General features: G+C 60.1%; 30 protein-coding genes and 1 pseudogene. 3 read left to right on the forward strand and 28 right to left on the reverse strand.

What is annotated here, in order from left to right:
* Positions 1 to 6: 6 nt before the first annotated feature.
* The 25 genes and pseudogenes from icmH to tssA form a co-directional block, all read right to left on the reverse strand.
* The gene (gene icmH / locus ACQ4MY_RS17575; protein WP_440095973.1) at positions 7 to 882 is read right to left on the reverse strand and encodes a type IVB secretion system protein IcmH/DotU; all 876 of its coding nucleotides are present in this window, start codon (positions 880 to 882) and stop codon (positions 7 to 9) included.
* 5 nt (positions 883 to 887) lie between these two features.
* Positions 888 to 2,219, reverse strand: coding sequence for a type VI secretion system baseplate subunit TssK (tssK, locus tag ACQ4MY_RS17580; protein ID WP_008078710.1), 1,332 nt, complete (start codon positions 2,217 to 2,219; stop codon positions 888 to 890).
* Positions 2,220 to 2,221: 2 nt separating this feature from the next.
* Positions 2,222 to 2,722: a type VI secretion system lipoprotein TssJ gene (tssJ, locus tag ACQ4MY_RS17585; protein WP_008078712.1), complete on the reverse strand. Its 501-nt coding sequence runs from the start codon at positions 2,720 to 2,722 to the stop codon at positions 2,222 to 2,224.
* 5 nt (positions 2,723 to 2,727) lie between these two features.
* The gene (tagH, locus tag ACQ4MY_RS17590; RefSeq protein ID WP_008078713.1) at positions 2,728 to 3,924 is read right to left on the reverse strand and encodes a type VI secretion system-associated FHA domain protein TagH; all 1,197 of its coding nucleotides are present in this window, start codon (positions 3,922 to 3,924) and stop codon (positions 2,728 to 2,730) included.
* A gap of 18 nt (positions 3,925 to 3,942) precedes the next feature.
* Positions 3,943 to 4,083, reverse strand: a complete 141-nt coding sequence (locus ACQ4MY_RS17595) for a hypothetical protein (protein ID WP_008078714.1) — start codon at positions 4,081 to 4,083, stop codon at positions 3,943 to 3,945.
* Between the two features lie 348 nt (positions 4,084 to 4,431).
* Positions 4,432 to 5,952 carry a sigma-54 interaction domain-containing protein gene (locus ACQ4MY_RS17600; RefSeq protein WP_440095975.1) on the reverse strand — a complete coding sequence of 507 codons (1,521 nt, stop codon included), beginning with the start codon at positions 5,950 to 5,952 and terminating at the stop codon, positions 4,432 to 4,434.
* Positions 5,953 to 5,962: 10 nt separating this feature from the next.
* Positions 5,963 to 8,620: a type VI secretion system ATPase TssH gene (gene tssH / locus ACQ4MY_RS17605; protein WP_440095976.1), complete on the reverse strand. Its 2,658-nt coding sequence runs from the start codon at positions 8,618 to 8,620 to the stop codon at positions 5,963 to 5,965.
* Between the two features lie 11 nt (positions 8,621 to 8,631).
* Positions 8,632 to 9,639 carry a type VI secretion system baseplate subunit TssG gene (gene tssG, locus ACQ4MY_RS17610; RefSeq protein ID WP_158836357.1) on the reverse strand — a complete coding sequence of 336 codons (1,008 nt, stop codon included), beginning with the start codon at positions 9,637 to 9,639 and terminating at the stop codon, positions 8,632 to 8,634.
* Entirely contained in the window at positions 9,603 to 11,390 is a 1,788-nt protein-coding gene (gene tssF, locus ACQ4MY_RS17615) for a type VI secretion system baseplate subunit TssF (protein ID WP_158836355.1), read from the reverse strand. Before tssF ends, tssG begins: the two co-directional genes overlap by 37 nt.
* Before the next feature lie 27 nt (positions 11,391 to 11,417).
* Positions 11,418 to 11,861, reverse strand: a complete 444-nt coding sequence (locus ACQ4MY_RS17620; protein WP_008078728.1) for a hypothetical protein — start codon at positions 11,859 to 11,861, stop codon at positions 11,418 to 11,420.
* Positions 11,858 to 12,079, reverse strand: a complete 222-nt coding sequence (locus ACQ4MY_RS17625) for a hypothetical protein (RefSeq protein WP_440095977.1) — start codon at positions 12,077 to 12,079, stop codon at positions 11,858 to 11,860. The genes ACQ4MY_RS17620 and ACQ4MY_RS17625 overlap by 4 nt, the downstream gene beginning before the upstream one ends.
* Complete coding sequence (locus ACQ4MY_RS17630; RefSeq protein ID WP_440095978.1) at positions 12,076 to 12,471, reverse strand: hypothetical protein; 396 nt, start codon at positions 12,469 to 12,471, stop codon at positions 12,076 to 12,078. The genes ACQ4MY_RS17625 and ACQ4MY_RS17630 overlap by 4 nt, the downstream gene beginning before the upstream one ends.
* On the reverse strand, positions 12,468 to 12,851 hold the full coding sequence (locus tag ACQ4MY_RS17635; protein ID WP_008078734.1) for a hypothetical protein: 384 nt from the start codon (positions 12,849 to 12,851) through the stop codon (positions 12,468 to 12,470). Before ACQ4MY_RS17635 ends, ACQ4MY_RS17630 begins: the two co-directional genes overlap by 4 nt.
* Positions 12,848 to 13,198 (reverse strand): hypothetical protein, encoded by a 351-nt coding sequence (locus tag ACQ4MY_RS17640; protein ID WP_440095979.1) that lies wholly within the window; start codon positions 13,196 to 13,198, stop codon positions 12,848 to 12,850. Before ACQ4MY_RS17640 ends, ACQ4MY_RS17635 begins: the two co-directional genes overlap by 4 nt.
* Entirely contained in the window at positions 13,189 to 13,764 is a 576-nt protein-coding gene (locus ACQ4MY_RS17645; protein ID WP_440095980.1) for a hypothetical protein, read from the reverse strand. Before ACQ4MY_RS17645 ends, ACQ4MY_RS17640 begins: the two co-directional genes overlap by 10 nt.
* 75 nt (positions 13,765 to 13,839) lie before the next feature.
* Positions 13,840 to 14,265: a hypothetical protein gene (locus tag ACQ4MY_RS17650; RefSeq protein WP_440095981.1), complete on the reverse strand. Its 426-nt coding sequence runs from the start codon at positions 14,263 to 14,265 to the stop codon at positions 13,840 to 13,842.
* 43 nt (positions 14,266 to 14,308) lie between these two features.
* The gene (locus tag ACQ4MY_RS17655) at positions 14,309 to 14,743 is read right to left on the reverse strand and encodes a hypothetical protein (RefSeq protein WP_008078740.1); all 435 of its coding nucleotides are present in this window, start codon (positions 14,741 to 14,743) and stop codon (positions 14,309 to 14,311) included.
* 118 nt (positions 14,744 to 14,861) lie between these two features.
* Positions 14,862 to 14,930: pseudogene (locus ACQ4MY_RS17660) on the reverse strand (PAAR domain-containing protein); the annotation flags it as partial.
* A gap of 43 nt (positions 14,931 to 14,973) precedes the next feature.
* Positions 14,974 to 15,372, reverse strand: a complete 399-nt coding sequence (locus ACQ4MY_RS17665) for a hypothetical protein (RefSeq protein WP_440095982.1) — start codon at positions 15,370 to 15,372, stop codon at positions 14,974 to 14,976.
* Positions 15,369 to 15,755, reverse strand: a complete 387-nt coding sequence (locus ACQ4MY_RS17670) for a hypothetical protein (RefSeq protein WP_440095983.1) — start codon at positions 15,753 to 15,755, stop codon at positions 15,369 to 15,371. The genes ACQ4MY_RS17665 and ACQ4MY_RS17670 overlap by 4 nt, the downstream gene beginning before the upstream one ends.
* Positions 15,746 to 16,144, reverse strand: a complete 399-nt coding sequence (locus tag ACQ4MY_RS17675; RefSeq protein ID WP_008078743.1) for a hypothetical protein — start codon at positions 16,142 to 16,144, stop codon at positions 15,746 to 15,748. The genes ACQ4MY_RS17670 and ACQ4MY_RS17675 overlap by 10 nt, the downstream gene beginning before the upstream one ends.
* Positions 16,145 to 16,155: 11 nt before the next feature.
* Positions 16,156 to 16,563, reverse strand: a complete 408-nt coding sequence (tssE, locus tag ACQ4MY_RS17680; protein WP_008078744.1) for a type VI secretion system baseplate subunit TssE — start codon at positions 16,561 to 16,563, stop codon at positions 16,156 to 16,158.
* 9 nt (positions 16,564 to 16,572) lie between these two features.
* Positions 16,573 to 18,048, reverse strand: a complete 1,476-nt coding sequence (gene tssC, locus ACQ4MY_RS17685) for a type VI secretion system contractile sheath large subunit (protein ID WP_440095985.1) — start codon at positions 18,046 to 18,048, stop codon at positions 16,573 to 16,575.
* Between the two features lie 25 nt (positions 18,049 to 18,073).
* Entirely contained in the window at positions 18,074 to 18,577 is a 504-nt protein-coding gene (gene tssB / locus ACQ4MY_RS17690) for a type VI secretion system contractile sheath small subunit (protein ID WP_003229587.1), read from the reverse strand.
* 32 nt (positions 18,578 to 18,609) lie between these two features.
* Positions 18,610 to 20,172 carry a type VI secretion system protein TssA gene (gene tssA, locus ACQ4MY_RS17695; RefSeq protein WP_008078749.1) on the reverse strand — a complete coding sequence of 521 codons (1,563 nt, stop codon included), beginning with the start codon at positions 20,170 to 20,172 and terminating at the stop codon, positions 18,610 to 18,612.
* Between the two features lie 672 nt (positions 20,173 to 20,844).
* Between tssA and ACQ4MY_RS17700 the strand changes: the two genes are divergently transcribed.
* Genes ACQ4MY_RS17700 through ACQ4MY_RS17710 form a run of 3 tightly spaced genes read left to right on the forward strand, consistent with a single transcriptional unit; the run spans position 20,845 to position 23,004 of the window.
* Positions 20,845 to 21,477 carry a CDP-alcohol phosphatidyltransferase family protein gene (locus tag ACQ4MY_RS17700; RefSeq protein ID WP_440095986.1) on the forward strand — a complete coding sequence of 211 codons (633 nt, stop codon included), beginning with the start codon at positions 20,845 to 20,847 and terminating at the stop codon, positions 21,475 to 21,477.
* Positions 21,464 to 22,063 (forward strand): lysophospholipid acyltransferase family protein, encoded by a 600-nt coding sequence (locus ACQ4MY_RS17705; RefSeq protein ID WP_008078756.1) that lies wholly within the window; start codon positions 21,464 to 21,466, stop codon positions 22,061 to 22,063. The genes ACQ4MY_RS17700 and ACQ4MY_RS17705 overlap by 14 nt, the downstream gene beginning before the upstream one ends.
* Entirely contained in the window at positions 22,060 to 23,004 is a 945-nt protein-coding gene (locus ACQ4MY_RS17710; RefSeq protein WP_008078757.1) for a phosphatidate cytidylyltransferase, read from the forward strand. The genes ACQ4MY_RS17705 and ACQ4MY_RS17710 overlap by 4 nt, the downstream gene beginning before the upstream one ends.
* Before the next feature lie 102 nt (positions 23,005 to 23,106).
* Here ACQ4MY_RS17710 and ACQ4MY_RS17715 read toward each other — a convergent pair whose 3' ends face one another.
* From ACQ4MY_RS17715 to ACQ4MY_RS17725, 3 genes are all read right to left on the reverse strand, one after another.
* On the reverse strand, positions 23,107 to 23,382 hold the full coding sequence (locus tag ACQ4MY_RS17715; protein WP_003213368.1) for an HU family DNA-binding protein: 276 nt from the start codon (positions 23,380 to 23,382) through the stop codon (positions 23,107 to 23,109).
* Positions 23,383 to 23,572: 190 nt separating this feature from the next.
* Positions 23,573 to 24,721, reverse strand: coding sequence for an NAD(P)/FAD-dependent oxidoreductase (locus ACQ4MY_RS17720; protein WP_440095987.1), 1,149 nt, complete (start codon positions 24,719 to 24,721; stop codon positions 23,573 to 23,575).
* 21 nt (positions 24,722 to 24,742) lie between these two features.
* Positions 24,743 to 24,910 carry a rubredoxin gene (locus ACQ4MY_RS17725; RefSeq protein WP_007954349.1) on the reverse strand — a complete coding sequence of 56 codons (168 nt, stop codon included), beginning with the start codon at positions 24,908 to 24,910 and terminating at the stop codon, positions 24,743 to 24,745.
* Positions 24,911 to 24,990: the final 80 nt, after the last annotated feature.

The following is a 24,990-nucleotide window of genomic DNA, read 5'->3' on the forward strand; positions in this document are numbered from 1 at the left end:
CCCTGTTTACGGCTGCGACTGCGGCTGGACCGCGGCCGGATCAAGCGGCTGATATGGTTGCAGAACGGTGTCGCGCTGCTCGCCCAAGACCCAGGCGAAGCCCGAATACATCACCACCAGGCAGACGAAGGTGAACAACACCACCATCCACGCCGGCACGATGCGCACCAGGTTGCGGCGCTGATCGTTCAAGCCTTCCCAATGCGGCGACAACTCGCGCGGCACGTCGCCACGCAACTGACGGATCTGCCGGTACAAGGCGTCGCGGATGCCTTCGAGTTCGAGCATGCCGCGTGCCTGTACGCGGTACTTGCCCTCGAAACCGAGGGACAGGCACAGGTACATCAGCTCGAGCATCGGCAGGTGCTTGACCGGGTTCTTCGACAGCCGATCGAGCAACTGGAAGAACTTCTCGCCACCGAAGGTTTCGTTGTGGAAGCTGCTCAAAAGGCTCATCTGCGACCATTCGCTTTCGTTGCCCCCCGGCGTGGTCACGACGGCTTCGTCGACCACGGTGCAAAGCACGTAACGCGCGGCCATCACCTGGCTGCTTTCGGCGCCGTTGTGCAGGGCGCGCACTTCAAACAGCTTGAGCCCGGCGGTCAGGCGCTCGTTGAGCGCGTACAAATCTTCGCGGGTTTCGCTGTGCTTGAGGCGCACCACTTCCGAGAGCAGTTCGGAGGACGCCGCCACCAGCGAATTGAGGCTGATGTTGAACGCTTCGGCCGGGCGCAGGCGCGCGGCGTAGATCATCCGTTCTTCCAGTTGCTCGAAACGCGGCGGCGCGGCGAAATCGGTCAGCGGACTCGACGCCGGGCCGTGGCCCTGACGGTCGAGCAGGACGGTTTTGTCATCCTGGTTGTGTTCCATGTCCTTGATCATGTCGGTCAGTTCCTGATGGCCCAGAATTTCAGTTCAAGCTCGGCGAATTCGCCGGACACGTGGAACGCGAAGCCGCCGGAGCGCTCGAGTTGCGCCAGGTCTTCGGAACTGAGTTCGAGGATGAAATAGGTTTTGTTCGAGTGGAACGCGATCTGCCGTGGGGCCACGGGCAACGGTTTGACCTTGATCCCCGGCAGGTGCAGGTTGACCAGTTGGCGGATACGCTCCACCGGGCCGACCTTGAGGTGCGCCGGCAAGCGGTGGCGCAGTTCTTCGGAGTCGCAGTTGGCACTGGCCGCCAGCACGAACGAAGCCGAGCCGAGCAGTTTGTGGTCGTGCAACGGCGACACGATGATGCCGTACTGGCGCGCTTGAAGGATCAGCTCGATGGCGTGCTGTTCCAGCACCATCGACAGCACCTGACGAATCGCGTCCATCAGTTTGCGGAAGCTCGCGCCCTGGTCGGCGTGCGAGTAGCGGCTGTCCAGACGCGGACGTTTGCTGTCGCCGGAGAAGGTCGCCAGGTCGCCGAGCATGGTCAGCAGCGTGCGGTACAACTCTTCCGGGTGAACCTGCTCCAACCCCAGATAGTGACGCAGCAGCAGCTCGGTACGGTTGATCAGTTGCAGCATCATGAAGTCGCCGACTTCGGCACCGCCGACCTTGCCGTTGGAACGAATCCGCTCGGCAATCGTGTCACCACGGTGGTTGAGCATGCTGATGACTTCTTTCAGGCACGACAGCAGGTAGCTGGAGGCATGGGCCTGAATGTAGGTCGGGACGAAATCCGGATCGAGGCTGATCACGCCGTCGGGCGTGGTGTCGAGCACGTCGCAGATCTTCAGTTTCACGTAGGCCTGATCGCTCTGCTGCTCGCCGAGCAACAGTTTGAAGTCCGGGCGACCACAGCTGACCTGGCTGGCGGAATCGTCGCCGGCGTTGGAGTCGGCCACTTCGGCGTCGTACGCGGTGTAGCGCGCGAGCACGTCGGACTGCTCCGGACGGCGCGACTCGATGTGGTTACCGGTGACCAGCGGCAGCGCCAGGTAGATCGGCGTGTTGCCGGTGTTCGGCGGCACGTCCAGCGCCAGCGGTTCGGTGTTGCCACCGAGTTCGAACAGGCTGCCGTCCGGCAGAATCCCCGAGGCGGCACTGATCACCAGTTTGCCCATGTTGAGGAACTGCAGGTCGATCTCCAGATTGAGGAAACCCCAGGTGTAACCACCCAGCAACTGGGTGCGGGTTTTCATCTGGTGATCGTAATAGCGATCGTTGTGCTGGAAGTGCTGCGGACGCAGCAGCATGCCTTCCTGCCAAATGACTTTGTGGGTATTCATGGTCAGTCATCCGCCTTGGCGAGCACTTGATTAGTGTTACGGATGCCGGTCTGGTCCAGGGTCAGATCGACTTCGGTGACTTCCAGTGGCGTGATCTGCACCGTGTGGCGCCATTGGGTTTCCGGCAAATCGCGGTAAGCGGCGAGAACGCCGACATAACTGCTGCCCTCTTCCACCTTGAGTTTCAGTTCCACGGTTTCGCCCGGGCGCAGTTCGAGTTCTTCGCTGGCCACCAGATCCGGGTTGAGGGATTCCTTGGCGCGTTCGTAGAGGCTGAAGAAGTCAGCGTTCTCGAAGGTCACCGGGTGCTTGAGTTCGAACAGGCGCACGACGATCGGCGATGGCCGCCCGTTGAGGTCCGGGTTCAACTGATCGCTGCCGGTCAGTTTCAGGTTGATCTTGGTCACTTTCGAGTACGGCGACAGCGACGAGCAACCGGCGAGCAACACCAGCACGGTGAGCGCAGTCAGCGTCTTGAAAAAAGCGGTCGAGCGGCGAGACATGCGCATCATCCTTGGTGGTCGGTGTGGAGGGTGGAGATCAGGCGGATCTGTTCTTCGTAGGCCTGGGCGAAGTCGCGGGCCAACAGGCGTTCGCTCCAGTCATCGTCCTGGCGCAGCGCCTGGTGGTAACGGCCGAACGCTCTCCAGCGCCCGCCCGACGTGGCGATCAACGGCTTGTTGTCGCGCTCGAAACGCAGGGTCAACTGCTCCGGCGAAAAGTGCTCCAGTGTGCCGCGCACGGCGGCGCGGCTGGCGGTCAGCAAGGCCACCTGGTGCGCCTGCAAATCGCGGAATGCGCGGGAGATGGCTTGCTCGGCCGGCAGGTGGCCAGGCTTGCTTGGCTGCAACAGAATCTGCAGGGCTTCGCTCGGATCAACGGCGAATTTCAGCGGGTTCTTGTTGGTGCCTTGCACGGTGGTCTGGGCCAGACGCAGTTCGTTTTTAAGCTCCGAACGGGTGCGCAGACTCTGCTGCAAACCGCCGACGCTCTGACGCAGCAAGCGCGCAGCGTTCAACGCCAGGGCTTCGCGCTCGTCGTGGCTGAGGCCTTTGACGTCGACCCCCAGTGCGGCACCGAAGTGCTCCCAGAAACCTTCGCTCTGGCGCTCAACGGCTTTCGGCGCCGGCGCAGGCTCAGGCTCGACGGGGGCGCTGATCAGCTCCGGCACCATCAGGCTTTCCATGTCGATGCGCGCGTAGTCGGCGCGCTGACGGCTGTCCTCGGGAGCGGTGTTCGGCGCCAGCAACTCGTCGATTTCCGAGTAGACGCGTTCTTGCTGTTCGAGCGCATTGAGCGGGTCGAGGTCGAGGAAGGCGTCATCGGGGATGATGCTGCCGGCCGCGCGCGGACGCCCGGCTTCACCGTCGAACGCCGCCGGGTCACGCACCAGCCGTGCACGGATCTCGAAGTCGCCCAGCACGTAGGTGCTGCCGTGTTCGATGCGCACTGGCTCGCCCTTGCTCAGACGTGCGCCGCTCTCACCGTCCTGAACACCGTTGCTGCTGGTGTCCGTGAGGAAAAACACGCCTTCGCGAAAGCTGACAATCGCGTGGTGGTTGGACAGGTGACGCTTGCGGTCAGGAATGATCCAGTCGCAGTCCTCGCCCCGCCCGATCACGCCACCGGCCTGTTTGAAGGTCCGCTGGCACAGCTCGGTGGGCACGAACTGCTTGGTGTTCAGCATTTCGAAAACCAATTCCATGTTTGATGCTCCTTGCGGTCACTTGCCGCGATTGACCGCTTGCGGATCACCCAACGGGCGATAGTCGGTGTCGTTGAATTTGTAATTGCCGCTACAGCCTGCAAGGCCGCATAGAACGACAAGGGTCAGCAGGACAGCGTGCCAGTGACGAACAGACATCAGAGGGTCTCCAGGGGTAGACAAAGCACAAAGCGCCGACCCTTGCGGGCGGCGCCATTATTAGCGAATTTGTTGGCTTGGGAGGCTCTAGATCGCAGCCTCCAGCCACTTTTTGGAGGAATGTTGATCCTCTGTGGTGAGGGGACTTGGCGAAACGTCGCACCGCCCCGCTGGGGTGCGCAGCGCCCCCAAAACCTGTGACCCGGTTTCTGCAGGGAAACCGCGTTTGCCGGACTGCGACTGCTGCGCAGCCGATCGGGGATAAATCCCCTCGCCACAGGGGGTTCACTGATCACAGGGGTTTCACTGCCCACAGGGATATTGTTGGATGCAGCGATCACTTTCTGCTCAACCATCAAAGTCACCCAAATTGATATTCAGGCGACCGAGGCGATACAGCAGCGTGCGGCGTGGCAGGCCCAGTTCGCGGGCGGCGAGGGTCTGGTTGCCGTCGTTCTTGCGCAGGCAATCGAGCAGCAGGCTGCGTTCGACTTTCTCCAGGCGTTCACGCAGGTTCAGGCCACTGTTGTCGTCGGCCATCGCCTCCATGCGCAGGGAAAAATGCTCGTCCAGCAACTCGCCGCCCTCGCACAACAACACCGCGCGTTCGACCAGGCCTTTGAGTTCGCGGACGTTGCCGGGGAAGTTGTAGCCAGACAGATGCTCCAGCGCCGCATCCGACCAGCGCACCGGGTCGCGCTGCAAAAACGTACAGGCCTTTTCGGCGAAATGCCGCGCCAGTTCGAGAATGTCGCTTTCACGGTGACGCAGCGCCGGCAACTCGATCGGGAATTGCGCGAGGCGGTAGTACAAGTCCTCGCGGAATTTGCCCTCGCTGACCAGCACCGACAAATCACGGTGCGTGGCGGCGATGATGCGTACATCGATCTTGTGGGTGTCGTTGGAACCCAGCGGACGAATCTCGCCTTCTTGCAATACGCGCAGCAATTTCGCCTGCAACGACAACGGCATGTCGCCGATCTCATCGAGCAACAACGTGCCGCCATTGGCCGCGTCGAACAGCCCGGCACGGTCGCGATCGGCGCCGGTGAAGGCGCCTTTGCGGTAGCCGAACAGTTCGCTTTCCAGCAGGTTTTCCGGGAACGCCGCGCAGTTCTGCACGATGAACGCCTGGGATCGACGCGGGCCGCAATCGTGAATCGCCCGCGCCACAACCTCCTTGCCGGTGCCGGTTTCACCACGCAGCAGCACGGTATACGGGCTGTGCAAGACCTTGCTGATCAGCGAGTAGGTCTGGCGCATCGCCGCACTTTTACCGATCAGGCCATAACCGCTGACATTGGCCACACTGCGCGACGTCGGCGCGACCACATCCATCGGCTGACGCAGGCGTTGCAGCAAGTGCAACTGCCCCAGCACGAACGAGCCAAGTTGCCCGAGCGAATCGGCGAAACCCTGCAAATCGACGCGGCGATGGCTGGCGCACAGCAGCAAGCCTTCAACCGCCTTGTGCTGATTGACCAGCGGCACGCACAGCAACGATTGCCAGGCGCGCGTGGCGGCCGGCAGGAAACTGGTTTCGTGCAGGCTGCCGCCGAGGTCGTCGAGGCACACCACGCGGTTCTGGCACAGGGCGAATTGCAGCAATTGCTCACCGTTGTAATCGGCAGGCAGGCTCGCCGCTTCGCGCGGTTGCAGGGCGCCATCGAGGTACTCGGCGTTCATCCCCAGGCAGGTGTGGGTGGCGTCGAGCAGGTACAGCTGCGTCAATTCGCAGCCGCTCAACTCGGCCAGCCCACGCACGAAGTCACCCAAGAGCGCAGCGCCGTCTGCCGCACGCGACAGACTGGCGAACTGCGCCAGCAACGCTTCGGCATAGACCAGCGGCTGCGGCACTTGAGTGAACATCACGCCCACCTCAGGCGAACTCGCACGTCACGCTGGCGTCGCCGTCGAGCGTGGCATGCACACGCTTGAGGCTTTCACCGGTGGCCATCGCGTCGAGCAGACGATCCGCTACCAGCGGCAGCACGTGCTGATCGAGCAAGTGATCGATCAGGCGCGCACCGCTTTCGCTTTGCGTGCAACGCTCGGACAAATGATCGACGAGGTTCTGGCACCAAGTGAAATCCAGCTGGCGACGGTTGAGGCGCTCGCCGAGACGGCCGAGTTTGATCTCGATCAGCTCGCGCAGCACCGGGCCGCCGACCGGGTAGTACGGCACCACTTTCATCCGCGCCAGCAGCGCCGGTTTGAAGTGTTTGCTGAGCACCGGGCGAATGGTTTCTTCGAGCACTTCGGCGGTTGGCCGCGCACCGTTTTCACAGAGGTCGCTGATGCGGTCGCTGCCGAGGTTCGAAGTCATCAGGATCAACGTGTTGCGGAAGTCGATCTCGCGACCTTCGCCGTCGTTGGCCACGCCTTTGTCGAAGATTTGGTAGAACAGGTTGAGCACGTCAGGGTCAGCCTTCTCGACTTCATCGAGCAGCACCACCGAGTACGGCTTCTGGCGCACGGCTTCGGTGAGCATGCCGCCCTCGCCGTAACCGACGTAGCCTGGCGGTGCACCGATCAGGCGCGAAACCGTGTGCTTCTCCTGGAACTCGGACATGTTGATGGTGGTGATGAAACGATCGCCGCCGTACAGCAGGTCTGCGAGGGCCAGCGCGGTTTCGGTTTTACCGACGCCGCTCGGGCCGACCAGCAGGAACACGCCAACCGGCGCATCAGGTTTGTTCAGGCCGGCAGCGGTGGCGCGCATCGAGCGATCCAGTGCGTGCACGGCTTGTTCCTGACCACGAATGCGCGTGCGCAGATCGGTGGCGAAACTGGCGACTTTGGCGTTGTGTTCGCGGGCCAGTTGCGCCAGTGGCACACCGGTCCAGGCGCTGATCACTTCGGCAACCAGACGCGGGCACACTTCGAAGCTGACCAGACGCTCTTTGACCTGCGCGGCGGTCAGTGCGCTGTGGGTTTCGTTGAGCAGGGCTTCCAGCGCTTCGACGCTCTGGCCTTCTTCAACCTCAGCGGCGACGGTTTCGATCACGGTGCCTTCGGCGTCTTCCTCAACGGTGACCACCGGCTCGACAGCGGCCGCTTCGCGGGCCTTGGCCAGTTGCTGACGCAGTTCCAGCAGGCGCTCGGCCAAGGCTTTCTGTTCGGTCCACTGGGTTTCCAGTGCGACCATTTCGTCTTCGGCTTCGTCGAGACGCGCTTCCAGCGCATCGAGTGCTTCGTGGTCGATCAGCAAGCCAGCTTCGGCATCGCGGCGCAGGGCCTGACGCTGACGGCCACCTTCAGCCAGTTCGCCACGCAGGCGCTCAAGACTTTCCGGAGCAGCGGCGAGGCTGATGCGCACGCGGGCACAAGCGGTGTCGAGCACATCAACGGCTTTGTCCGGCAGCTGCCGACCGGCCAGATAACGCGCGGACAGTTCCGCCGCCGAAACCACCGCGTCATCACGCAGGTAGATGCCATGGCTCTTCTCGTAAACCTGAGCCAGACCACGAAGGATGGTCACCGCTTCGCTGACGGTCGGTTCGTGCAATTGCACTGGCTGGAAACGACGGGCCAGGGCCGGGTCTTTCTCGAAGTATTTCTTGTACTCGGCCCACGTGGTGGCGGCGATGGTGCGCAGCTCGCCCCGGGCCAGTGCCGGTTTCAGCAGGTTGGCCGCGTCGGAACCGCCGGCATTGCCGCCCGCGCCGATCAGGGTGTGGGCTTCGTCGATGAACAGAATGATCGGTTTCGGCGAGGCTTTGACTTCGTCGATCACGCCTTTGAGGCGACGCTCGAACTCACCTTTGACGCTCGCGCCGGCCTGCAACAGGCCCATGTCCAGCGACAGCAGCTCGACGCCTTTGAGCACTTGCGGCACTTCACCGGCAGCGATGCGCGACGCCAGGCCTTCAACGATCGCGGTCTTACCGACACCGGCTTCACCGACGACGATCGGGTTGTTCTTGCGGCGACGGGCGAGGATGTCGACCATCTGGCGGATCGCGCCGTCACGGCACAGCACCGGGTCGAGTTTGCCGTCGCGGGCCTGTTGGGTCAGGTTGTGGGTGAAGCGCTGCAACAGCGATTCGCCCTGCGCGGCCGGTTTGCCATTGGCCGCCGGTTGCTCTTTTTGCGACAGGGCAAATTCTTTCAGGCGATCGATGTTCAGCTTGGCGAGCAGCGGCTGATAACGGCTGCCGGCGTAGCGCATCGGGTTGCGCAGCAGCGCGAGAATCAGCGCGGCGTCTTCGACCTGGGTCTGGCCCAGTTCGAGGTTGGCCACCAGCAGCGCGTCTTGCAGCCACTGCACCAGTTCCGGGGCGAACACCGGGTTGCGCGAAGCGCTGTGCTCGACCCGCGATTGCAGCGCGGCGCTGAGTTCACCGGCGTCGACGTCGGCATCTTGCAACGCGCGCGTGAGCAAACCGTTCGGGCGCTCGAGCAGGCCGAGCATCAGGTCTTCGACGAGGATCTTGCTGCCGCCACGGGCGACGCAACGCTCGGCCGAACGTTCCAGATCACGACGGGTTTCGGCGTCCAGCGCCTGGATGAGTTGTTGCAGGTCTACGTTGATCATGGCTCACGTCCTTAATGAATTTTGCTGCCCAGGGTCACCACGCCGTCCGCCTTCTCGCGGCCCAGCCAACTGGTCCAGCCGAGGCGACAGGCGTTCTGCTCACCGATGCGCAGTTCGCGGATTTCTTCCTGGCGCAAGACCAGGCGGATGTCGTAATCAAGCGGGTCACGCAGGGTGAACCGCACCAGCGCGCAGAGCGGCTGGTAACCAAAACCGATCGGCAGGAATTCATGGAATCGCTGCCAGTCGAGCTGGGTGATGTGGATGCGGAATTTGCCGCTGCGGTCGCGAACGTGCTCGCCGAGCACCAGGTCTTCGCCGAGCATGCTGTTGGCGCGGCCCAAACGATTGCGCTGCTCGTGGAGAATCTCCACGCGGCGTTCGATGCACTGCTCGATGACCAGGTCTTCGTGCTTGAAGTAGTAACGCAACACGGCTTCGATCAGCGCCGCCGAGTGCGCCCGCAAGCTGAGCAGACCGAGGTACGGCAGCAGGCGTTTCCAGTTGAGTTCCTTGGCCTTGCGAATCTCGTCGCCGCCCAGGCCGATCAGCGCAAACAGCTGCGACGAGAACGGGTCGAGCGCGCCACTCTGGAAGCTCGCGCGATAGCGGTACTTGCGCCAGATCGGCAGCATCAGCCGTTGCAGGCGATGGTGGAACAGGTCGAGGAAGTTGCGCGTCGGGTTGCCGTCCTCGCTGTCGCCCAGGGCTTGTTCGCCGTAGAACGCCGGCAACGGCGAACCCGAGCCCACCAGGCCGATCAGGTTGAAACGTATGCGCGCGCGCATCTGCCCGTGCTCTTCGAAAAACTCCACGCGATCGACATCGCTGCGCGGAAAGCCCAGGCTCGGGTTGGCCTGGAACTCGACCTGATCGTACAGATCGTCTTCGCTCAGGTGCGGGTGTGCTTCGCGCAGCCGGTCGATCACCAGCAGCACGGCCTGAAACAGCGAGTACTCGCGTATTACCTTGGTCAGCCCGCTTAAAGCAGGGGCTGAAGGCCCATACGTGGTGTCCATTGGTACACCTCTCCCTGTGTGCTTTTTACGCGCAGTTCATGGAATGAATTGAGACTGGCGTAAAGCGCGAAAAACTCGTTAAGAACCGAAGCGAAGACGAACAGGTCGCCCTCGCCGATGTACCCTTCCGGGTCGATGGTCAGCTCGGTGCGCAAACCGCGTACCGGCAGGCCACGGTGCAACCGATCGACGTGGTGATGCTTGATGTGCTTGAGGCCACCGAGCAGGCGTTTGCTGACCTTCTCTGCGTGCTGGTCGTAGTAGCGCGGCAAGTCGTAGGTTTCCAGAATCACCTTCAACGCATTGACGTCGGCCAGCGACAGATAGTTAAGCGACATGTTGCTGATCAGCTTCCACAGGAAGTCACGGTTCAGCGGTGGCGCGAAACTGGACGTCGCCGGGGTGATGTTGCGGAAGCTCAAGAACTCCGGCGTCTCTTCGCAAGCCATGCAGATGTCGCCAAGCTTGAGCTTGCGCGGCAGATTCTGGTTGGTACACATCAGCTCGATCGACAGGGTTTCGTGGGCTTCGGTGTGGCGGATGCCGAAGCTCAGGTAAGTGTCGAGGCCGTCGTGCAACAGCGACGAACGCTGGCGAATGCTGTAGTGCGGACGGCTGTTGGGCACGTCGAAACTCGGGTCATGCTCGAAAGATTCGAACGGCACGTATTCCTGATAACCGAGGCCGCCGGGCTTCCAGCCGGTCACGGTTTCCACGGAGAACACGCCGCAGTTTTCCAGATCGAATTCCGCCGGCAGCAGCAGGTATTCGTCCTGCTTGCCGTCGAGGCGGATCGGCAATGCATCGTGGGCGAACAGGTTGGCAATCGGCGTGCAGAACAGCTTCACGTTATCCAGGGTCGGGCGCATGCGCATGATGCCGCTCTTGCGAATATCGAAGCGCAATTCGAGGCCGCGCATCTGCTTGAGCGTGTCTTCGGGCAGTGCCTTGAGGATGTCCAGGCCGTTGACGTCGACGAACAGGAACTTGTCCTGGAAGGCGAAGTATTCCTGCAGGTAGCGATAGCCACGGAAGGTGTTCAGCGGATACGGGATCAGCGCTTCTTCTTCGGCAAAGCCCACCGGTTTGACCCGGTCACCGGGAATCTTGAACGCCATCGGCTTGCCGCTGACGCCATCGATCGGCTTGCCGGCGCCGTCGAGCGGGATCAATTCGATGCCTTCAAGGTTGCGCAGCAGGCTCAGGTAGAGCATCTGGCTGATGTAACGCTCACCGGCAAAGTGCAGGCGCAATTTGCTCAGTTCAAGCTCGCCGAGGTGGCCGTCGGCGCTCATTTCCAGGCGCAGGCTGAGCAGCGAGCCGTCGCCCTTCACCGAGTAGTTGAGCGCGGCCAGATCCAGCGGCAACACTTCGGTCGGGTAGCAGGTGCGGAAGCGGCAGCGCACGTCTTCGATCGGCACGCTTTCAATCGGCGTATCACGCTCGACTTTCAGCGCCGGACCAGAACGCTTGAGCGGGTCGAACTGCAAGATGCTGAACGCCGGCAGCGGGCGCATGTAGTTCGGCCACAGCAGTTGCATCAGCGAATGGCTGAGCTCAGGCAGTTCGTCATCGAGCTTCTGGCGCAGCCGCCCGGTGAGGAAGGCAAAGCCTTCGAGCAAGCGCTCGACGTCCGGATCGCGCCCGGCCTGCCCCAGATACGGCGCCAACGCAGGACTACGCTCGGCGAAACGGCGACCGAGTTGGCGCAGAGCGGTGAGTTCGCTTTGGTAGTAATGGTTAAACGACACGGGTTACCTGCCTGGTAATGGAACTCATCAAAAAAATATCCTGTAGAGCGCGACCGTTACGCCGGCGCAGAAATAACCGGCGATTAGCACGTACGGTATGAGCATGATCCAGGCGAAGGACATGTAAGCATCCGAAAACGGCCCGGCGATCAGACTGCACAGGCCATAAATCACCCATGGCACGCCGTAAAAAAGCACGAATTTCAAAGGTGCCATCCAAACCATCCGCACTGCTTGTTGCTCGGTTCGACGCTTGGCGCCACGCGACATCCACAGCGAAAACCCCAACAGCCCGGGAATGCCCCACCACAACGGGTACTGCCAATAGGTCTGGGCTGAGTCGTGCGTCGAATAAGCGCCAGTCCACAGGTCATAGGAAGAAATCGCCAGCACTGCCAACGTTGGCCACCACAAGGCCCCCATGAAAAAACCCAGTTGCGCGCGACTGAGCACGTTCTGTGGCGCCGTCATGCTGGAGGCAACGAGGCGTAGTAACCGCCGCTAATTTCGATGGCAACCAGCGAAATCAGGACCATGAACATCAACGCCCGATGCAGCCATGACTGACGCAGGCGCTTGCTGATCGCCGTGACAATCAGCAGCAAACTCAAGATCGCGATGCCGCCGAACAGATCGCTGTCGGCGATGAAGGCCAGGTACATGCGCATCTCGTCAGACACGGCAATCATGGGCAAAACACTCCGTCCTTGAGGGTCCAGCTGCGCTGCAAGCCATCGCTCTCACGTTTGACGGAGTGCAAGGCCTGGCGCATTTCATCGGCAGTGACCAGACGCGTGCGTTCAGGCCCTTTGATGCTGAGCGAATAGCGGCAGTTGACTTGCCCATCGACGTCTTCACCGTACGACCGGTAGCTGGCCACGCTGACGCGCTCGCCCGGTGCAACCATGTGCGGCTCGATCGGCGGCAGCCAGTTGGTCGAATTCTGTGATTGCACTTGCAGCGGTACGCCGCAGCTGTTGACCAGATAAATGTCGTTCATATAAACCAGCTGCGTCGTGCAGCCCGTCAACAACAGGCCGGCCAGGGCGGTCAGCGACATCATGCAAACGAGAAACTTCATTGGACGAGCCCTCCTTTGCTCGGGGTAATCGGCACGTACGAATCGATGAAGAGGTATTCGCTGTCCGCACCGCCGACACGATTCATCGTCAACGGCTTGCCGTCAGGGGTAGCGAAGCGCGTCCAGCCTTCGGTGACCAGACTGCCGCCCTCTGCACGCACCTGGACGAAATAGTCCGGCGGTGTCGAGCGGGTGATCTCGATGAAGTAGCCACCGTCCTCCGCACCGCGCCATACCGCATCGGGGTACGCGGGCAACACCGGCTTCGCATTATCACGACTCGACCCGACCCAGAACATCACGGCGGCGATGACGGCCAACGCACCGATCAGGCTCAGCAGATGATTGAGCCATTTCCATACCCGCAACCACGCGATCATGGTGTGCACCATGTGCGCACGTCGCGCTTGTCGAAGCCCGCACACTGATTGTTTTTGGCGATCGAGCGGTAAGCGGTTTCAGGGGTGTAGGTGAAGGAGTAGTAATTTACCCGATCCTCACCGTAGAGCCAGTAAGACGAGGAACCTTGATTGATTTCGTAAGGTTCAAAGGTCCAGATCGACGACTGCGCCGGGATGAAGTTGCTCCGCTCCATCAGCAACATCACGGCGTTGGAAACCAACGGAGTGGCAAACATCGCCAGCACCAATAGCAGCGCCGTCAGCCCGAGAAAAAGTCGGCGCTTGGCGAAGGCGAGCAACGTGTTCAAACGGGTCATCAGGCGCATTGCTGTACCCCGCCGTCGTCGTGACCTTGAGTGTCGCGATACGACACGGCCGAATCATTGGCCTTTGTGGCAGCCGCATAAATCCCCAGCGCCAGCAAAACGGTGCATACGCACACGCCGATCAACGCCGTGATCAGCAGCAGAAGCGGCGTTGCCCGACGGCTGTGGATCGCTGGCGATTTCACCTGCGCCTGCCCGCGCAAGCGCGCGTAGGCCTTGTCGATGGCACCGGTCAGCAAAATGGCGGCAATCGTCAGGCCACCGGTGAGTACGCAATACGCCAGGCCGCGGACGGGATACTGCGGCAGCAGGTAAAACAAAATCGCCAGCATCATGAAAATCACCAGGCCAAACTGGAGGGCCTGGCGCCGGATGAAGACCAGAATCAAATTCACAGCAACGAAAAAGTAGTAAATCAGGTACATCGCCATGCCGATGGCGACGCCACGCGAAGTCAACCCGCCGACCAGCTGTTTGTAGGCAGCCACGGCATAGCCGTTCATGAGGATATAAATCACGCAGGCCAACGCATGCACGGCCAGACCGATGACTCGACGGCTATTCATGCGCAACCCCGGCCATGGCTTTATCGGCACGCAGAATCTGCGTTTGCTGAAGGTGTGCGAGGCGACCGGATCGGGTCATGCCACCCCCTCCTGCACAGGACCGGCAGGCAACGTGCGCCGCGTCAGCAAGCGGTTTTGCCAACGCAGTTCAATGACCTGCGTGAGCAGAATCGCCAGCAACGTGACGCCACCTTGGGCCACGGTGTAGAACAGCGCACGCAACGGGTTGTGGGGCACCATCATGAACAAAATCCAGGTAACCATCAGCGCGAGCAAACCGAGCTTGGCCCACAGGCCGGGGAGAACGGCGGCCAATACATTCACCCCGAAAAAAATATAAATGAACGTGTAATGCGCGATACCGATGCCCACGCCACGCGTGGTAAAGCCGCCATTGAAGGCTTTATAGGCATCGACCACAGCGTCGTTCAGGAACGTGTATGCAACACATCCTGCGACGTGGAAAACCAGGCACATGGCAACGCGGACGTAGGTGTTCATTCCGAGTTCATGTTCCCAGAGAAAATCAGAGACAAAAGCACCATTAGTTAGGTATCACTTCATAGGCTGTGTTACTGACGAAAAAATTCGCCCAACTTTCTTTCCAGTTTGGAAGGGACAATACGAAAACTCGGCGAGACTTATCGAAGTCAACCCAGGTAATCCCCACGACTTTTTCATCCTCATAAGGCCGCATGTCCAATGAGGTTTTTGACATCAGGGGTGTACGGTATATATGCCCGGGCTGCTTAAGATCGATAAATCGGAGATAGATCAGATTGGACGACACCAGTATCGGACCCGCTCTGACCACGTCGACTTTATAGCTACCAGACTTGCTGACATTCGATACATATGCTTCACGATCAAACACATCGGCGACCAGAACAAAAAAGCCGATAGCCACGCTTACTACGAGCGCAAGAAAAACCCGCGACAGCTTCGCCGCCGAACGACCCGCCACCGACGCCAAGGTCACACCCCTGAACTCATCATGTAATACACCCCGACGGCAAACATCAGCGGGATAGCCATCACACACAGAAAATTCAGCACTTGATGAATTCTATTGTTGCGAAACTTCGGAAACAGTCCCAGTGGGTGCCGTGGCCGGGGAGCGGGCAAGCAGTGGGGTCGGATACGCGTGCGGCGGGTTTTCCTGACATTGAGCTCTCCTTAATGGGCCTTGGCGTGATGACTGTTCATTGATTAACCACACGCTGGAATATTCCAGCCCTCGTAACCTGACACCGTCGGATAGATCGCGTGAGACCCTGCCCACTGCGAGCGTTCATCCGTGGTGAATTCGTTCTGCCAGAGCAGCCATTCCGACGACTTCAACAAGGTGCCGTCTTTGGCATACACCCGGAAAAACGCTTCGCTGGTGAACATCTTCGCAATGCTTCCCGCGACGCCAAGCGCCGAATACTGCGGAATGTAGGACTGGATGTAGCAAGTCCCGGCGTCGTTCCAGTCCGTGGAGTACTCGTGAGCAAGCCGCGCGGCCGCCGTTTTCACGTAACAGGCGGCTGCCACCAAGGCAACAACAGCCGCGGCAAGCAACAGCAACGCCCTACGCCCCCACTTCACCACCGAAGAGAAACTCACGACGCTTCCTGCCAACGTCGCGAGATCTGCCGTTCGACCATCCAGCGAACGCTCAAGGCCAACAGACTCATGACACTGGTCAGGGCGCTGTAAGCCATGGCTCTTACCGGGTTGTCCGGCAGGAAATAAAGCAGGATCACGCTCACCATCAACGCGATCAACACAAGCTTTGCCGAAAGCCCGGGAATAAAAAAAACAGCCGCATTGACCACAATAAAAAAATAAAACGTCAGCTCGGCCGTGACGCCAATCCCGACACCTCGATCCGTAAAACCACCCATGTGCGCTTTATAAAAAACAACAGCAAAATCATGGACGACCACGTACAGCGCACCGACCAGCAGGTAGACCGACAGACCTGCAATGACTTTTCTCAACGGCATTCTGGAATGATCCAGCTTTCCCAGCCCTCAGAGCCCGGATATAGAATCATCTCGCCGTGAAACTCCGGGGCAACACCTGGATTGCCTTCCCTCATCCACAGATACCACTCAGACGTTTTCAACAGTTGTCCATCTGTTGCGTAAACACGGTAGAAAGACCGACTGCTGAACAGCTCGAAAATACTGCCCACCACACCCAGGAATGCGTAATCAGCTGCATATCGGGAGATATGGCATTTAGCCGATTCACTGTCATAGATTTTCAGTGGCTTGGCCGTCAGCGAACTGAACACTTTCAACACGATGAACGTCAGCAGACACAACGGCACTGCCATCAGGAGAACGCGCGCGGATGTTCTGGTGGAGCGTGCAGCAGGCTTGCCAGACATCGGGGTTCTCCTTAGTTGACTTTCACTTGACCGCTGCCATCCAGGCGCGCGGAAAAACTGACCTGACGCTTGAATCCTTCAACTTCCAGCAGGCCTTCGATGCTGAAGGCCAGGCGCAGTTGGTCGTGATCACGCGGCAGGGAAATGACACGCACGTTGCTCAGGCGCGGCTCGTAGGCTTCGATGAAGCTTTCGATGGCCAGGCGGGCCTGACTCAAGGAGTCGTGCAGGCTCAGGCGCATGTCATTGAGATCGGGCAACCCGTAGTCGGCCAGCGTTTGCACGCTGCCGGCCCGGGTGCTGAGCATTTTGGCCAGATGGGCAGCCACTGACGCCATGGCACAAGCCTCAAGGCTGTTGCCCTTGCGTAGTTGCGCGTCGCCGTTGAGGCGTTCGAACAGGCTGCCGTATCCGTCCATGAGTCGCTCTTACTCTTTGTCCAGCTTGCCAACCAGCGACAGGGTGAAATCGGCACCCATGTACTTGAAGTGCGGACGCACGTTCAAGCTCACGCGGTACCAGCCTGGCTCGCCTTCAACGTCGCTGACGATGATTTGCGCAGCGCGCAGCGGACGACGGCCACGCACTTCGGCGCTCGGGTTTTCCTGGTCGGCGACGTACTGACGGATCCACTTGTTGAGTTCCAGCTCGAGGTCGGTACGTTCTTTCCACGAACCGAGTTGCTCGCGCTGCAGCACTTTCAAGTAGTGAGCCAGGCGGTTGACGATCATCATGTACGGCAGTTGGGTGCCGAGCTTGTAGTTCAGCTCTGCCGCCTTGCCTTCTGCGCTGATGCCGAAGAACTTCGGCTTCTGCACCGAGCTGGCGGAGAAGAACGCCGCGTTGTCGGAGCCTTTACGCATGGTCAGGGAGATGAAGCCTTCCTCGGCCAGTTCGTATTCACGACGGTCGGAAACCAGAACTTCAGTAGGGATCTTGGTTTCGATTTCGCCCATGCTTTCGAAGTGGTGCAACGGCAGGTCTTCAACCGCGCCACCGCTCTGCGGGCCGATGATGTTCGGGCACCAGCGGAATTTGGCGAAGCTGTCGGTCAGCTTGGTGCCGAACGCGTAAGCGGTGTTGCCCCACAGGTAGTGCTCGTGGCTGTTGGCAACGGTTTCCTTGTACACGAACGATTTGACCGGGTTTTCTTCCGGATCGTACGGGTTACGCAGCAGGAAACGTGGCACGGTCAGGCCAACGTAACGGGAGTCTTCCGAGGTACGGAAGCTCTGCCATTTGGCGAATTGCGGGCCTTCGAAGTGGTCTTTCAGATCTTTCAGATCCGGCAGGCCGGTGAAGCTTTCCAGACCGAAGAATTTCGGGCCGGCAGCCGCGATGAACGGCGCGTGGGACATGCACGAAACGCTGGCCACGTACTGCATCAGCTTGACGTCTGGCGAGCTCGGCGACATGTAGTAGTTGGCGATGATCGCGCCCACAGGCTGACCACCGAACTGGCCGTATTCAGCGGTGTAGATGTGCTTGTACAGGCCCGACTGCATGACTTCCGGCGAATCTTCGAAATCGTCCAGCAGGTCTTCTTTCGAGACGTTGAGGATTTCGATTTTGATGTTTTCGCGGAAGTTGGTGCGGTCGACCAGCAACTGCAGACCACGCCACGAGGATTCCAGGGCCTGGAAATCCGGGTGGTGCAGGATCTCGTCCATCTGGCGGCTGAGCTTGGCATCGATCTCGGCGATCATGCGGTCAACCATGGCTTTCTTGACCGGCTCACCGTTGTTCTGCGGCTTGAGCAGTTCTTCGATGAACGCCGACACACCGCGCTTGGCGATGTCGTAGGCTTCGTCGTCCGGGGTCAGACGGGTTTCGGCGATGATGCTGTCGAGAATGCTGTACTCGCCGTTTTCGGCGCTCTTCTCTTGTGCTGCGCTAGTGCTCATTGTGTTGGCTTCCTTGGCTGGAGTCTCAGGCGTCCGGGGCTGCGGCGTTCAGGCCCAGCTCACCGAGTACGCGACCGCGGGATTCGTCGTCGGCGAGCACGCCTTCGATCGCTTTACGGAACGCAGGTGCGTTACCCAGCGGGCCTTTGAGGGCCACCAGCGCATCGCGCAGTTCCATCAGTTTTTTCAGCTCAGGCACTTGCTCGACCAGGCTGGCCGGGTTGAAGTCCTTCATCGAATTGACGCGCAGTTGCACAGCCAGCTCGTCGGCCTCGCCATCTTCCTGCAGACGGTTCGGCACGCTCAGCGTCAGACCCAATTCTTGCTTGGCCAACACTTCGTCGAAGGTCATCTTGTCGATGCTGATCGGCTTGCGATCTTCGATTTTGCGATCGTCCTTGCGGTGGGTGTAGTCACCGATTGCCAGCAGCTTCAGCGGCAGTTCAATCTCTTCCTGAGCACCGCCGGTGGCGGGTTTGAAGGTGACGTTGATGCGTTCCTTGGGGGCTACCGAGCCTTCTTTGGCCATGGCTTTTCTCCTTGCGGTTGTGGCCCTGGGGCCTATTCGAGTACCACTTCGAGATCGAGGTGGCACAGCCTGCGATAAATCTCTTCCTTGCGTTCACGTACGGCATGGTTCTGCGGCAACAACTCGCAGCAACTGTGCAGCAGGTGCAGCACTTCCAATGCAAGATCGGGCTCCCAGGCGTGCAGGCCTGAGTCCAGTAATGTCTGATCGAGGGTTTCCAGCTGGTTCTTGGCCAGTTCGTATTTCTTGGCCATGAAGCACAGGCGCGCGAGGGCGAACTGCCAGAAGAAGCGTTCGCGGCCGCCATGGGCCGACTGCAAGCCTTGCTTGAGCGTCTGCACGGCCGGCTTCAGGCCTTCCTTGCGCAGCAGCGGCAGAACTTCTTCGAGGGCCTTTTCCCAGGCCGGCTGGGTTTCGACGTTTTCGCTTTCGACCTTGCGCGGCGCACTGGCGCTTTGCAGGTGCGGCATGACGTTGGCGGCGATCCACGCCCGGGTGGACGGATCGGCAAACGGCGCGCCGTCATGGAAGCGCAACTCGACAATGCCGGGCAGGCGCTGAATCAAAAGCGCGAAGTGGATTTCCACTTCGCGCATGGCCAGCTCGGCGTTGAGGTTCTGGAGACATTCCCAGACCATCCTCTGGCCATCGAACCAGAACGGCGCCTTCGCCAGGCTCGCCTCCAGTTCCACCAGCAGGTCGGCGTATTTGCCCTGATCGAAACGGTCCTGGTAGAGCTTGAGCTTTTCCAGCGGCAGGCCGCGCAACACGGTGATTTGCTCGGCGTTGCGCTCAGGCACGGCGTCGATGGTCATCCACAGCAGCGTGCGGTTCAGGCGCAGGGCGCGCAGGTCGGTGGCCTTCTGTTTGAGCCACCAGGCGCACAGTGGCCGGGCGCTGTCCTGCTGGGCGCGCAGGGCTTTGTGCGCCTCGCGCTCGTTGTCGATCGGTGCGCCGGGCGCGAGCAACTGGCTGGCGGCCTGCTTGACCTGCGCCACCGCCGCGCCCACCACACCGGGGGCCGGCTGGTTGTCGGCCGCGCGCTGGATCATGGTTTTCAGGCGACGGGAGATCGGCAGCAGCAGCGGCGAATCATCGCCCAAGTGCTCGGCACACGCGGCTTCGAGGCCGGACAGGTGCTCGGAGAGCTGCCGGAACATCGGCAACTGCTCTTTGATCGCAATGTTTTCGGTGATGACCTGCTCGAGACGCGGCACCAGCCAGCCAATGGCGGCGGCACGGGTGCGGGCTTTGAGCGGATGAACGTCGGCCCAGTTGTTTTCCGACAGATGGTGCAGCAGACCGAGACCGGCCAGCAGCCCGGGGAAGGATTCGCGCTGGTACAGCGACCACGTCAGCCAGGCGCCGACACGCAGATCCTTGGATTGGGTACGCAGCAGATTTTCGCTGTTTTCGCGGATTTTCAGCCAGTCGATCTGCCCGCTTTCGTGCATCGACGAGGCTTTGGCCAGCTCACTTTCCAGGGCCTCGAATTCGCTCGAAAAGCGTACGTCTTCGCCCGCAAAATTCTCTTTGGAAACAGAGACTTTGGCGAGTTCGAGGTAATGGGCGGAAAGTTTGCTTGAGTAGGACATCCATGGCCTTTAATTGGATTACAGTCGTGCGCCTATTGGAGTTTCAGCGGCGCGGGACAGTATCGAAGAGCAGTGACGCGACTCATCCAATTGAGTGTGTGCTCTATCAAGTGCGCGCATCGTAATCACTATGATGGCCACTAGCAAGCATCTGGTTAAACAACAAGACGAAGTGTTCATTGCTGCTTGTAGGAGATCGCCCTATATGTGACAGGGGAATCCCTGATATCGATTTATATTTGCCCTGATCGCTACGCTCGGCCGTAACCATTGAGCTAGAGCGGCCCGATGAGGGAGGTCGGGGCACTTCGAACATCCGTACCAAAACATGTGTGAAAGCATGCCTGCACTTGCAGGAAATAGAAGTAGGAATTTTCCTAGAAATGCTGGTCATCTATCAACCCGTTGCCGGTGACAACAGGCAAAAGCAAAAGTGCCATCAATTTGATAGCATTTTTGTTTTTCGCTAAACTTTTGTTTCCACCCGGTAATAAACGGCGAACTGTTGCGATTATCCGCAAAACTTCTTTGAAAGTTTTCTCTGACAGCTGTCGGGGAATGTTCTTACTTCAATTTGTTTCCACGCCAATAGCGTCGCCGTCAGGGAAAGTCATTATATTGTCACCCGCCATCATCAACTGATGGCACTCATCATTGATATGGACATTGCACATGGACGACAACAGAAGGCCCATCAAGACGCGGTCGGCGGGCTGGGCGCAGTACATCACTCAACGATTGGTCAACAGCGACATCTCCCCCAACCAGATCTCCGTGGTCAGCATCGTTTTTGCCTTGTTCGGCGCCATAGCGCTCAACATCGACAATGGCGCGGCGGGTGCGATCTGTTGCGCGGTGGCGATTCAATTGCGCCTGTTGTGCAATCTGTTCGACGGCATGGTGGCCATTGAAGGTGGCAAACAATCCGCCATCGGCAGTCTCTACAACGAGTTCCCGGATCGGCTCGCGGACAGCCTGCTGATCGTCGGGCTCGGTTACGCCATCGGCCAGTCCGATCTCGGCTGGTTTGCCGCGCTGGCCGCTGCGCTGACCGCTTATGTCCGGGTGTTCGGCGGTTCGCTGGGGCTGGCGCAGAGTTTCATCGGGCCGATGGCCAAACAGCATCGAATGGCAGTGATGACCCTGAGTTTGCTGTTGAACGCCGTCGAAGCCAGCCTTTATGCCACGCATTACATCCTGCTGATCGCGCTGATCATTATCGCCATCGGTTCCGTCGCCACGTGCGTTACGCGCACGCTGGCCATCGCCAGGCAATTGAAGGGGAATCACCATGTGGATCAGTAATGCGCTGATTTCGCTGCTGCGCTTCTTGATCGGCGTGACCGCGCGCTGGGAGAGTCCACCGGATCTGTCGCGCCAGCGCATCTACTTCGCCAACCACACCAGCCATATGGACACCCTGGCGATCATTGCCGCACTGCCACCGGAGGCGCGAATCGACGTAAAACCGGTGGCCGCCGCCGATTACTGGGGCAAGAACCGCTTTCTCCGGTACATCTCGCAAAAAGGCCTGAACGCCGTGTTGATCGAGCGTAACCCGGCCCCGGGCGTCAACGTGCTGGAACCGATTTTCGACGTGGTCCGCGCGGGCCATTCGATCATTATTTTCCCCGAGGGCACCCGCTCTACCCAAGCGCTGCCCGCTGAATTCAAATCCGGCCTGTTTCGTTTGGCCGAGTCATTCCCTGACGTCGATCTGGTGCCGATCTACCTGGAAAACCTGCACCGCTCGATGCCTAAAGGCAAACACGTACCGCTGCCGATCATTTGTACGATCCGCATCGGCGACCCGCTGCCAAGAATTGCCGGAGAAGAAAAACAAGTGTTTCTGGAACGGGCGCGTGACGCCATCGTGAGGTTGTCTAAATGAGTCTGGAAACCAAATTCCTCTGGTTCTTCGCCGCCATCGCCGGGTTGCTGGCGATCGCTTCGTCGATCGGTTACGTGCTGGCCCGACGGGCAAAAAGCGAGAGTTCGATAGCGACCATCGAGAACCTCAACCAACGGGTGAATGCCTGGTGGGGGATGGTCATCATCTTCTTCGTCTCGTGGCTGCTGGGACCTAACGCAACGGTAGTGCTGTTTGCGTTTATCTCGCTGTTCGCGCTGCGTGAGTTCATTACCCTGGCGCCCACCGCACGCGGTGACCACAACGCGCTGTTTTCGGCGTTCTTCATCCTGATCCCGCTGCAATACCTGCTGATCGGTATGCACTGGTACTCGATGTTCACCCTGCTGGTGCCGGTGTATGCCTTCCTGTTGCTGCCGGCGATTGCCGTGCTGAGCCAGGACACCGAGAGTTTCCTTGAGCGTACGGCGAAGATTCAGTGGGGCGTGATGATCTGCCTCTACTGCATCAGCCACGCCCCGGCGCTGTTGCTGCTGGACCTGCGAGGGTTCCAGGGCCAGAACGCCTTGCTGCTGTTCTATCTGGTGTTTGTGGTGCAGATGAGCGACGTGCTGCAGTACGTGTTCGGCAAGCTGTTCGGCAAACACAAAGTCGCACCGCTGGTGAGCCCGTCGAAAACCGTCGAGGGTCTGGTCGGCGGCGGCTTGAGCGCTACGCTGATCGGCGGCTGCATGTTCTGGATGACGCCGTTCAACTTCTGGCAGTCATTGCTGATGTCGCTGGTGATCGTGGTGATGGGCTTCCTCGGCGGCCTGGTGATGTCGGCCATCAAGCGCAGCCTGAGCGCGAAAGACTGGGGCACGATGATCAAGGGCCACGGCGGCATGCTGGATCGGATGGACTCGATCTGCTTCGCCGCACCGATCTTCTTCCACCTGACCCGGTACTTCTTCTCGGCCTGACCCGAGCAAGATCATCAGGCATAAAAAATGGGCATCCGACCGCAATCGGTATGCCCATTTTTTTATGCCGCGCGCCCCGCTACTCGGGGGCGATCGCCGCCCTTATGGATTGACGCTGTCTTTCAACGATTTGCCTGGCTTGAACGCAACGGTGTTGCTGGCCTTGATTTTCACCGGCTCGCCGGTTTGCGGGTTTTTGCCGGTACGGGCGCCGCGGTGGCGTTGCAGGAAGGTGCCGAAGCCTACCAGCGTCACGCTGTCCTTGCGGTGCAGAGCGCCGGTGATTTCTTCGAGAACGGCGTTGAGCACGCGGTTGGCCTGCTCTTTGGTCAGATCTGCTTTTTCAGCGATTGCAGCGGCGAGTTCTGGTTTACGCATTAGTGAAGCCCCTTTGACGGTTTTTTGTTGTTATGTCCGTGCTGTTCTCGTTGGAACAGCGCCCAAGGCGCCGCAGGCTCTACTCTGCGGCAGACGGGAGTGAGAATGGCACGCGGACAAGGCCTGCGCCAGTCTCACTACGACCTTTGTGGGGGCAAAAGCGGGGTGATTCCGACAGAACGACCGGTATTTACGCCAGCAAGGCCGGAAGCTGTTTGTTCAGGGCAAGTTTTTCCATCACCGCCGCCCCGGTCAGTGCGTAACCGAGCAACTGGCCGTCGGCGCCGTGGCACAGCGCCTTGATGTCGGCGCCCTGCCCTTCAACGCTCCAGACGCCTTCGCTACCGCGTGGCGGCGGCGAAACCACCAGTGGGCACACCGGGGTTTTCACGGTGATCGGCATCGGGCCGTAGTTCACCGCAGTCGGGTTGCCTGCCAGGGTTTGTGCCAGTGCTCGCGCACAGCTCATGAGGGGCATCACGTACAGCAGATTCAGCCCATCGACCTCGGCGCAATCGCCCAGGGCGTAGATATTGGCGTGGGAAGTCTTCAAATGACGATCAACCACGACGCCGCGATTGACCTGTACACCAGCCGCGGCCGCCAGATCGATGCGCGGACGCAGGCCGATCGCCGAGACCACCACATCGCAGGCAATGACCTGGCCATCGGAGAGGTGTGCTTCGAGACCATCGGCGACTTTCTGCAGACGGGTCAGCACCGGACCGAGGTGGAATTTCGCCCCGAGGCTTTCCAGTCCGGCCTGTACCGCTGCCGCCGCAGCCGGGTGCAGCAAGGTCGGCATGACCTGCTCGCAGGGTGCGACCAATTGCACTTCGTAGCCGCCGAGGATCAGGTCGTTGGCAAACTCGCAGCCAATCAAACCGGCACCGAGCAGCAACACCCGGCGCTTGCCGGCCGCGGCAGTGCGGAAGCGTGCGTAGTCTTCGAGATCGTTGATCGGGAACACCAGATCGCTGCCGTCGCCCTCGATCGGTACGCGCACGGTTTCCGCGCCCCAGGCAAGAATCAGGTCGCGATAGGGCACGGCTTCTTCGCCAATCCACAGGCGCTTGTGGCCGGCGTCGATGCCGCTGATGCGCGTGTGGGTACGCACTTCGGCCTTCAACTGCTCGGCCATGGCGCCGGGTTCAGCCATGCTCAGGCCGTCGGCGTCCTTGTTCTTGCCGAAGCCGGTGGAGAGCATCGGCTTGGAGTAAGAGCGACCGTCATCGGCAGTGATCAACAGCAGCGGGGTTTCGCTGTCGAGTTTGCGAAACTCGCGGGCCAGGTTATAGCCCGCCAGGCCGGTGCCGATGATGACGACAGGTGCGCTCATGCCTTACTCCTTTGGATTTACTTAGTTGATTTCGATCATTTCGAAGTCCATCTTGCCGACGCCGCAGTCCGGGCACAGCCAGTCTTCCGGCACGTCCTGCCACAGGGTGCCCGGCGCAATGCCGTCATCCGGCCAGCCGTCGGCTTCGTTGTAGATCAGGCCGCAGACCACACATTGCCACTTTTTCATTCAGGTACTTCCTCAGGGTTCAGGCTTATTGCCGGCGCGGACGGTCGATGGGTAGTGCGCTGCCATCCGGCTCAGGGCGT

Source organism: Pseudomonas sp. SM4 (genome assembly GCF_051913165.1).
GTDB lineage: Bacteria > Pseudomonadota > Gammaproteobacteria > Pseudomonadales > Pseudomonadaceae > Aquipseudomonas.

What these genes read in the sequence shown, in the direction of transcription:
- ACQ4MY_RS17720 (WP_440095987.1), bottom strand. Translation starts at nt 24,721, where the DNA reads ATGAGCGCACCTGTCGTCATCATCGGCACCGGCCTGGCGGGCTATAAC.
- ACQ4MY_RS17620 (WP_008078728.1), bottom strand. Translation starts at nt 11,861, where the DNA reads ATGACGGCGCCACAGAACGTGCTCAGTCGCGCGCAACTGGGTTTTTTC.
- ACQ4MY_RS17635 (WP_008078734.1), bottom strand. Translation starts at nt 12,851, where the DNA reads ATGATCGCGTGGTTGCGGGTATGGAAATGGCTCAATCATCTGCTGAGC.
- ACQ4MY_RS17710 (WP_008078757.1), top strand. Translation starts at nt 22,060, where the DNA reads ATGAGTCTGGAAACCAAATTCCTCTGGTTCTTCGCCGCCATCGCCGGG.
- ACQ4MY_RS17700 (WP_440095986.1), top strand. Translation starts at nt 20,845, where the DNA reads ATGGACGACAACAGAAGGCCCATCAAGACGCGGTCGGCGGGCTGGGCG.
- tssH (WP_440095976.1), bottom strand. Translation starts at nt 8,620, where the DNA reads ATGATCAACGTAGACCTGCAACAACTCATCCAGGCGCTGGACGCCGAA.
- ACQ4MY_RS17705 (WP_008078756.1), top strand. Translation starts at nt 21,464, where the DNA reads ATGTGGATCAGTAATGCGCTGATTTCGCTGCTGCGCTTCTTGATCGGC.
- ACQ4MY_RS17650 (WP_440095981.1), bottom strand. Translation starts at nt 14,265, where the DNA reads ATGAACACCTACGTCCGCGTTGCCATGTGCCTGGTTTTCCACGTCGCA.
- tssK (WP_008078710.1), bottom strand. Translation starts at nt 2,219, where the DNA reads ATGAATACCCACAAAGTCATTTGGCAGGAAGGCATGCTGCTGCGTCCG.
- tssA (WP_008078749.1), bottom strand. Translation starts at nt 20,172, where the DNA reads ATGTCCTACTCAAGCAAACTTTCCGCCCATTACCTCGAACTCGCCAAA.
- ACQ4MY_RS17670 (WP_440095983.1), bottom strand. Translation starts at nt 15,755, where the DNA reads ATGCCGTTGAGAAAAGTCATTGCAGGTCTGTCGGTCTACCTGCTGGTC.
- tagH (WP_008078713.1), bottom strand. Translation starts at nt 3,924, where the DNA reads ATGGAATTGGTTTTCGAAATGCTGAACACCAAGCAGTTCGTGCCCACC.
- tssE (WP_008078744.1), bottom strand. Translation starts at nt 16,563, where the DNA reads ATGGACGGATACGGCAGCCTGTTCGAACGCCTCAACGGCGACGCGCAA.
- icmH (WP_440095973.1), bottom strand. Translation starts at nt 882, where the DNA reads ATGATCAAGGACATGGAACACAACCAGGATGACAAAACCGTCCTGCTC.
- ACQ4MY_RS17595 (WP_008078714.1), bottom strand. Translation starts at nt 4,083, where the DNA reads ATGTCTGTTCGTCACTGGCACGCTGTCCTGCTGACCCTTGTCGTTCTA.
- ACQ4MY_RS17630 (WP_440095978.1), bottom strand. Translation starts at nt 12,471, where the DNA reads ATGAAGTTTCTCGTTTGCATGATGTCGCTGACCGCCCTGGCCGGCCTG.
- tssB (WP_003229587.1), bottom strand. Translation starts at nt 18,577, where the DNA reads ATGGCCAAAGAAGGCTCGGTAGCCCCCAAGGAACGCATCAACGTCACC.
- tssC (WP_440095985.1), bottom strand. Translation starts at nt 18,048, where the DNA reads ATGAGCACTAGCGCAGCACAAGAGAAGAGCGCCGAAAACGGCGAGTAC.
- ACQ4MY_RS17725 (WP_007954349.1), bottom strand. Translation starts at nt 24,910, where the DNA reads ATGAAAAAGTGGCAATGTGTGGTCTGCGGCCTGATCTACAACGAAGCC.
- ACQ4MY_RS17645 (WP_440095980.1), bottom strand. Translation starts at nt 13,764, where the DNA reads ATGAATAGCCGTCGAGTCATCGGTCTGGCCGTGCATGCGTTGGCCTGC.
- ACQ4MY_RS17640 (WP_440095979.1), bottom strand. Translation starts at nt 13,198, where the DNA reads ATGCGCCTGATGACCCGTTTGAACACGTTGCTCGCCTTCGCCAAGCGC.
- tssJ (WP_008078712.1), bottom strand. Translation starts at nt 2,722, where the DNA reads ATGTCTCGCCGCTCGACCGCTTTTTTCAAGACGCTGACTGCGCTCACC.
- ACQ4MY_RS17675 (WP_008078743.1), bottom strand. Translation starts at nt 16,144, where the DNA reads ATGTCTGGCAAGCCTGCTGCACGCTCCACCAGAACATCCGCGCGCGTT.
- tssG (WP_158836357.1), bottom strand. Translation starts at nt 9,639, where the DNA reads ATGGACACCACGTATGGGCCTTCAGCCCCTGCTTTAAGCGGGCTGACC.
- ACQ4MY_RS17600 (WP_440095975.1), bottom strand. Translation starts at nt 5,952, where the DNA reads ATGTTCACTCAAGTGCCGCAGCCGCTGGTCTATGCCGAAGCGTTGCTG.
- ACQ4MY_RS17715 (WP_003213368.1), bottom strand. Translation starts at nt 23,382, where the DNA reads ATGCGTAAACCAGAACTCGCCGCTGCAATCGCTGAAAAAGCAGATCTG.
- ACQ4MY_RS17625 (WP_440095977.1), bottom strand. Translation starts at nt 12,079, where the DNA reads ATGATTGCCGTGTCTGACGAGATGCGCATGTACCTGGCCTTCATCGCC.